This window comes from Sphingomonas sp. FUKUSWIS1 (genome assembly GCF_000733135.1).
Classification (GTDB): Bacteria; Pseudomonadota; Alphaproteobacteria; order Sphingomonadales; family Sphingomonadaceae; genus Sphingomonas; species Sphingomonas aerolata.
In genome coordinates, this window is sequence record NZ_JPJC01000100.1 from 1 (window position 1) to 5758 (window position 5758).

A 5758-nucleotide genomic window follows, 5' to 3' on the forward strand; every position below is an offset into this window, starting at 1 on the left:
CCGCCCAGCAGGGCCGCGGGCAGCGCGAGCGAGGCGCCACCACCGCCGCCCGCCGCCGCGACCAGATCCTCGGGATCCTCGAGCGGGACGAAGCGCGGCGCGCCCGGCGCGACGCGCGCCTGCCACATGGTGCCGCCGGGTTCGTTCAGGACGAGATCATGCGGTGCGACCCCGGCATCTTCAGGATGGAAATTGGCGACCTCGACATGGTCGCCATTGGTCAGGCGGACGATGAGCGCATTGCCCTCGCGCTCGAACCCCGCGACTTCGGAGCGGGCAAGATCGAGCCGGACGACGCTCGGCGCATCGAGGCTGACGGCCTCTCCCGATACGCGCGTGACGGCCCCGGTTGCCTTCGAGATGACGTGTACGTCCATGCTTCATCCTCCTGTGCGGGTCAGCAGCGCGGCGGTGACGACGGCCCCGGCGGGCACGTCGACGACCTTCGAAACTGCTGGCTTCTCGAGAGGGACAAAGCCTGGCGCGGTCGGGGGGCCGCAACCATTCCGCTATCGGAATCAATTCCGCGGCCGGGGCGATGACACCGCGGAACACCGGCCAAAAAAAAGGCGCCGCCGGAGGATCCGGCAGCGCCCGAGATAGGATCGGTTGATCGCGATCAGATGCGGCGGCGCGTCGCGGCGGTCGCGCCGGCCCCTGCGGCGGCGGCACCGATCAGCAGCGCGATCACCACCATGAACGACGTGCCCGCAGCGGCGCCGGCGGCGGTGTCGGTCGCCGACTTGGCGGTCGCGATCGTCTCGTCCTTGGTCTTGACGAACTGTGCCTTGGCGCGCGTCACCTGAGCTTGGGCTTCGGGACGTGCGATCTTGCGCTGCGCGGCGACGATGTCGACGATGCGGCTCTCGGCACGCGCGCCGTCCGGCCCGCCGCGGGCGAGCGCGGGAAGCTGCTTGGCGACTTCCTTCTGCGCCTGCTCCGCCGTCATCTGTGCAGGATCCGACGGTGCGTCCGACAGATAGGCGGCCGCCTCTTCGCGGACGTCGCCCGTATCGACGCCGGCGACGTCGGCGACCTTGGGCGCGGCAGCTCCGATCCCGGTCCCGGCTGCGGTCGCGACCGAGCCGACGGTACGGAAGGCGCCGCCGATGATCCCGCCGACCGCCGAGGTCAGCAGGTACAGCGTCAGGATCAGCGTCACGCCCCAGACCACGAGCCCGTGGACGAGCCCGTCGAACCGGTCATGAACCCCGGCGACACGCGCGGCGGCATAGCCGCCCGCGCCAAGCGCGATGATCGTCGTGACGATCCAGTACAGCCCGGCACCGATGCCGAAGCCGGCAGCGCCCGGCGTCGTACCCTCGACCGGGTCGACCAGCGTCAGGCCGATGCCCGTGCCGAGAATACCCAGCACGAGCTGGACCGCGATCGCGAGCACGACGCCTGCAAAGATCGCCCCCCAGGATATGCGGCTGGGCGTCTTCGCAAGACGCAGGTCGTCGGCCGGCAGAACGCCGGGTGTCGTGGTGATCGTCATAGATGCTCCTGTTGAATAATGTGCCCGCGACGGCGTCAGTCGGCGCCGTCGCGGTCGATGGAATGGTCCGCTTCATGCGGCTCGGCCTGGGCCTGCCTCGCGCCGGCCTTGCTTTCGCGGCGGCCGCTGCGTTCGACACCGGGGTCGCCGATGATCTTGCCGATCGCCTCCTGGACGGAGCCCTTGGCCTGGCGGGCGCGTCCGGTCTTGCTGCCGGCCTTGCCGCCTGGTGTCGTGTCGTCGGTCATGCTGCGACCTCCTTGCTTGCCGCGTCGGCCGGATGACGCGCGGGCAGCGAGTCTCCGTCGAAGCCGCGCGCGCGCGCCCAGGCTGCGGCGGCGTTGCGGCGGTTGACCCCGATCTTCGAATAGATCCGCGCAACATGGTTGCGCACCGTGTTGCCCGAGACGTCGAGCGTCCGTGCGATCGACTTGTCGTCGAGCCCGCGACAGATCAGCGCCAGCACCTCGCGCTCGCGCGGGGTCAACTCGTCGAGCCCGACGCCGACCGGATCGGCCTGCGGCGTTCGGATCCGTGCGAGCTTCTCCATGATCGACCGGCTGAGCCAGCTCGTATCCTGCATCACCGCCTCGATCGCATGGACCAGCTCGCGCTCGGATGCCTTGCGCGTGCTGATGTCGCGCATCGCCCACAGCATGCACGGTTCGCCGCCGAGCTGGATCGGTTCGCTTGAGACGATCCCATCGATCACCTGCCCCGATTTGAGCCGCAGGCGAAGCTCGCGGTCGCGGATCGGCCGGTCGGCGGCGATCTCGCCCTCGATCTGGTGCTGGATCGCACCGGTCTCCCACAGATCGACGACCCCGAGCGGCCGATCGACGATGTCCGCCGCCGTATAGCTGGTCAGCTCGGTGAACGCCTCGTTGACGTCGCACAGACGGTGGCCGTCGCGCGTGCCGATCGCCAGCGCGACCGGCGCCAGCGAGAAGGTGCGCGTGAACCGGTCCTCGCTGTGGCGCAGCGCTGTCTCCGCCTTGCGACGGGGTTCGAGGTCCGCGAAGGTGAACAGCATGCACGCCTGCTCGGCCAGATCGATCGGCTGGCCCGCGACGATCACCAGCTTGGTGCCGCCTTCGGGCAGGTCGAGTTCGGCCTCCATCTGCGGGATCGTCCGCCCCTCGCACAGCCGCTGCTTCGCCACGTCGCGCTTGTCGGCATGCGCGAGGATGTCGAGATCGTAGAGCGTGCGCGCGAGCACCCCGTCGCGCTCATGCCCGGTCATGTCGAGAAAACCCTGATTGACCTTCACGAATTTCAGATCGCACAGCCGGCAGATCAGCGCGGGCGCGGGGTTCGCGTTGAAAGACTGCTCGAACCGGTCCTCCGCCTCGAACTGCGCGGAGACGTCCTGGATGACGAGCACGAGGCATTCGGGCTCGTCCTGGTCATCGGTCAGGACGAGGCTGCGGACCTGATGGACCCAGCGCGGGCTGTCCTCGCCCGCGACCGCCACCTCGACCACCACCTGCGAAAACGCCTCGCCCGACACGACGCGCTCGATCGGATAGTCATCGTCGCCCAACCGGTGGTTGTTGCGATAGCGCAGCTGGAACTTCGCCCGATACGCGTCGACCGTCGCCCCCAGATCCTCGACCGCGTCGACCCCGTGCATCGCGAGCGCCGCGGCGTTCGCCCACAGGATCGACTGGTCCGGATCGATCAGGATCACGCCCTCGTCGAGCCCCGCAATGATCTGGCGCAGATGGCGCAGATCGGCGGAGTCGCGCAGCGACTTGAGGGCGGGGGCGGCGGTCATCGGATCAGTCGCGCTGGCCGTGGACGAGCCAGGCCAGGCCATAGCCGATCGCGGCGGCGCCAAGTGCCCAGAGCAACGGTGCGTCCTCGACGGACTCCTGCACGGTTCGCGCGCCCTGTCGCGCCAGCTGGCCGGCACGGTCGGCGGCCTCGCGAGCGTCGCTGCCGAGCTTGTCGGCGAGTTCCGGGGCGCCATCGACGGCATCGGCGACCGCGGACTTCGCGCGGCCGTAGAGATTCTGTGCGCCGCCCGCGACCTGATCGACGACGCCGTCGACCTGCCAGTCACGGCTGCTGACGGTATCGCCGATCGTCTTCTCGACCGTGCCGCCGACATAGCGTGCGCCGCCCTGGAATTCGTCCTTGTTCATCGTCTTGTCCTTCTCGAAAGTGGGGAAACGTCAATTCGACTCAGGGCAGGACACGGCATGCCGCCGCGGCCTTGCCGACCTCGAGTGCGATCGCCGGGTCGCGCAGTTCGGAGGCGACACGGATCAGGTCGGACGGCGTCAGCGCCCCCGGCGTCGTGTCGTTCTGCCGATACGCCGCGGCCGCCTTGCCGAGCCGCTGGAGCTGCCCGAGCGAGAGGCGCGACTGGAGCCGCTCGCCGACGCAATCCGCGCGCGGCGCGTCGAGCCCGTAGCGCTGCAACCCAGACGATATGCGTGTCGCCGGTGCCGCACAGCCGACGACTCCCGTCATCAGTACAAGCGAGGCGATCGTCGCAGACAGGCTTTTCATGATCGGGCTCCCGACATTCCAGTAGCGCAACTGCTTGCGGATCGGACGCATAAAGCGTGAAACGAGACGTAAGTTCCTGGTATTTATGCGCTAATCACGGGTACTCATATACTAGAGGATCGGCCGCCCGCGCCCGGTACAATCGTGCGAACCGGCGATGCAGCGTCACCGTGCTGGCATCGGTCGCCACGCTGGCGCGCCGCTCGTGCCAGTCGGCGCGCGCGTGAAAATAGGGGGCCCCGCCGGCATCTGTGGGCTGCGGCGGCCGGTCGTCGTCCTGATCCGTCATCGTCCTGCTTTTCTCAATGGTCGTCGCCGCGACCTTAGGCCGTCAGCGCAGCCGCCGCTTGATCGGAAAGGACCAGTGCACTGGGTAGATATCCCAGTCGGCGCCGCATGCCTCCGGGGGGAGGGAGGACTCATACGCGGAGGAACCCACCAGGCCGGGCGATCATCCCGCCGGCTTGGCGTGCGCGGCGTCCTGGTGCGCGATATAGCTGTCGAGCGCGCTCGCGGCGTTGAGCATGTGCGCGCGCATCCGCCGGGCCGCCTCGTCGCCATCGCCCTCGGCGATCGCGCGCATCACCGCGTCATGCTCCGCGCGCGAGCTGACGAGGCGGCGGTCCTGACGTAGCTGCATCCGGCGGAACGCGTTGAGCCGCGTCCGCACCGCGATTGCCTGATCGGCCAGGAAATCATTATGCGCCGCGCGGTAGATCGCCTCGTGGAACTCACGGTTGAGCGCGTCATAGGCGTCGACGTCACCCGCCACGACCGCCGCCTCGCTCGCCTCGTGCACCCGCAGCAGACGGCTGCGTTCTAGCGGCGTGATCCGGTAGGTGGCGAGCCGGACGCACACCGCCTCGAGCTCCGCCATCGTCTCGAACATGTCCATCACCTCCTCGGCGGTGACATGACGGACGATGACGCCGCGGCGCGGGCGGACCTCGACCATCCCGCTGGTCGCGAGCTGGCGCAGCGCCTCGCGGACCGGGGTACGCGAGGCGCCGTAGCGGTCGGCCAGTTGCTGTTCGTCGAGCATCGTGCCCGGCGCGAGCTCGCCGGACGAGATCGCATCGGTCAGCGCGTTGCGGATCCGGTCGGACAGCAGTCCCGTGTCTTCGCTCTCGATATCCGCCACGCTGTCAGCCCCCCACGATCGCGCGGACGATCAGATAGAGGATCGACGGCGCCACTAGGCACCCTAGCCCGGTATGGAAGGTCGCGGTCAAGGCGCCATAGGGCACGAGCCGGCGATCGGTCGCGGCAAGCCCGCCTGACACGCCGCTGACCGTCCCCATCAGCCCGCCGAACACCATCGCGCTGCGCGGGTTGTTGAGCCCGATCAGCCCGGCGACCAAGGGCGTGCCGACCATCACCATCACGGCCTTGAACACGCCCGTCGCGATCGACAGCGCGATGACCGGCGAGCTCGCGCCGATCGCCGCACCCGTGACCGGCCCGACGATATAGGTGACCGCGCCCGCGCCGATCGTCGTCATCGACACCGCATCGGTATAGCCGAACGACGCCGCAACCAGCGCGCCGACGATGAACGGCAGGATCGTACCGAGCAGCAGCGCGACGACGCCGATCAGACCCGCCTTCTTAGCCTGTTCGACATCGACCTCGCACGCGGTCGCGACGATCGCGAAGTCGCGCAGCATCGCGCCGCCCATCAGCCCGATTCCGGCGAGCATCGGCAGGTCGGCGAGCCCCTTGTGCCCGCCCGTCGCAATCCCG

At 69.0% G+C, this 5758-nt stretch carries 9 protein-coding genes; all 9 read right to left on the reverse strand.

Annotated elements, in window-relative coordinates; all coding sequences use genetic code 11:
- On the reverse strand, positions 1-377 hold a 377-nt coding region (locus sphsw_RS07415; RefSeq protein WP_042466769.1), incomplete at its 3' end, for a BapA/Bap/LapF family prefix-like domain-containing protein.
- 242 nt (positions 378-619) lie between these two features.
- Positions 620-1498 carry a hypothetical protein gene (locus sphsw_RS07420; RefSeq protein WP_031440047.1) on the reverse strand — a complete coding sequence of 293 codons (879 nt, stop codon included), beginning with the start codon at positions 1496-1498 and terminating at the stop codon, positions 620-622.
- Positions 1499-1533: 35 nt separating this feature from the next.
- The gene (locus sphsw_RS07425; protein ID WP_031440048.1) at positions 1534-1746 is read right to left on the reverse strand and encodes a CsbD family protein; all 213 of its coding nucleotides are present in this window, start codon (positions 1744-1746) and stop codon (positions 1534-1536) included.
- On the reverse strand, positions 1743-3275 hold the full coding sequence (locus tag sphsw_RS07430) for a PAS domain S-box protein (protein ID WP_042466771.1): 1533 nt from the start codon (positions 3273-3275) through the stop codon (positions 1743-1745). The genes sphsw_RS07425 and sphsw_RS07430 overlap by 4 nt, the downstream gene beginning before the upstream one ends.
- 4 nt (positions 3276-3279) lie before the next feature.
- Positions 3280-3645, reverse strand: coding sequence for a hypothetical protein (locus sphsw_RS07435; RefSeq protein ID WP_031440050.1), 366 nt, complete (start codon positions 3643-3645; stop codon positions 3280-3282).
- A gap of 40 nt (positions 3646-3685) precedes the next feature.
- Complete coding sequence (locus sphsw_RS07440; protein ID WP_031440051.1) at positions 3686-4015, reverse strand: hypothetical protein; 330 nt, start codon at positions 4013-4015, stop codon at positions 3686-3688.
- 94 nt (positions 4016-4109) lie between these two features.
- The gene (locus sphsw_RS07445; RefSeq protein ID WP_031440052.1) at positions 4110-4304 is read right to left on the reverse strand and encodes a hypothetical protein; all 195 of its coding nucleotides are present in this window, start codon (positions 4302-4304) and stop codon (positions 4110-4112) included.
- Between the two features lie 162 nt (positions 4305-4466).
- On the reverse strand, positions 4467-5156 hold the full coding sequence (locus tag sphsw_RS07450) for a GntR family transcriptional regulator (protein ID WP_031440053.1): 690 nt from the start codon (positions 5154-5156) through the stop codon (positions 4467-4469).
- A 4-nt stretch (positions 5157-5160) separates the two neighbouring features.
- On the reverse strand, positions 5161-5758 hold a 598-nt coding region (madM, locus tag sphsw_RS07455), incomplete at its 5' end, for a malonate transporter subunit MadM (RefSeq protein ID WP_031440054.1).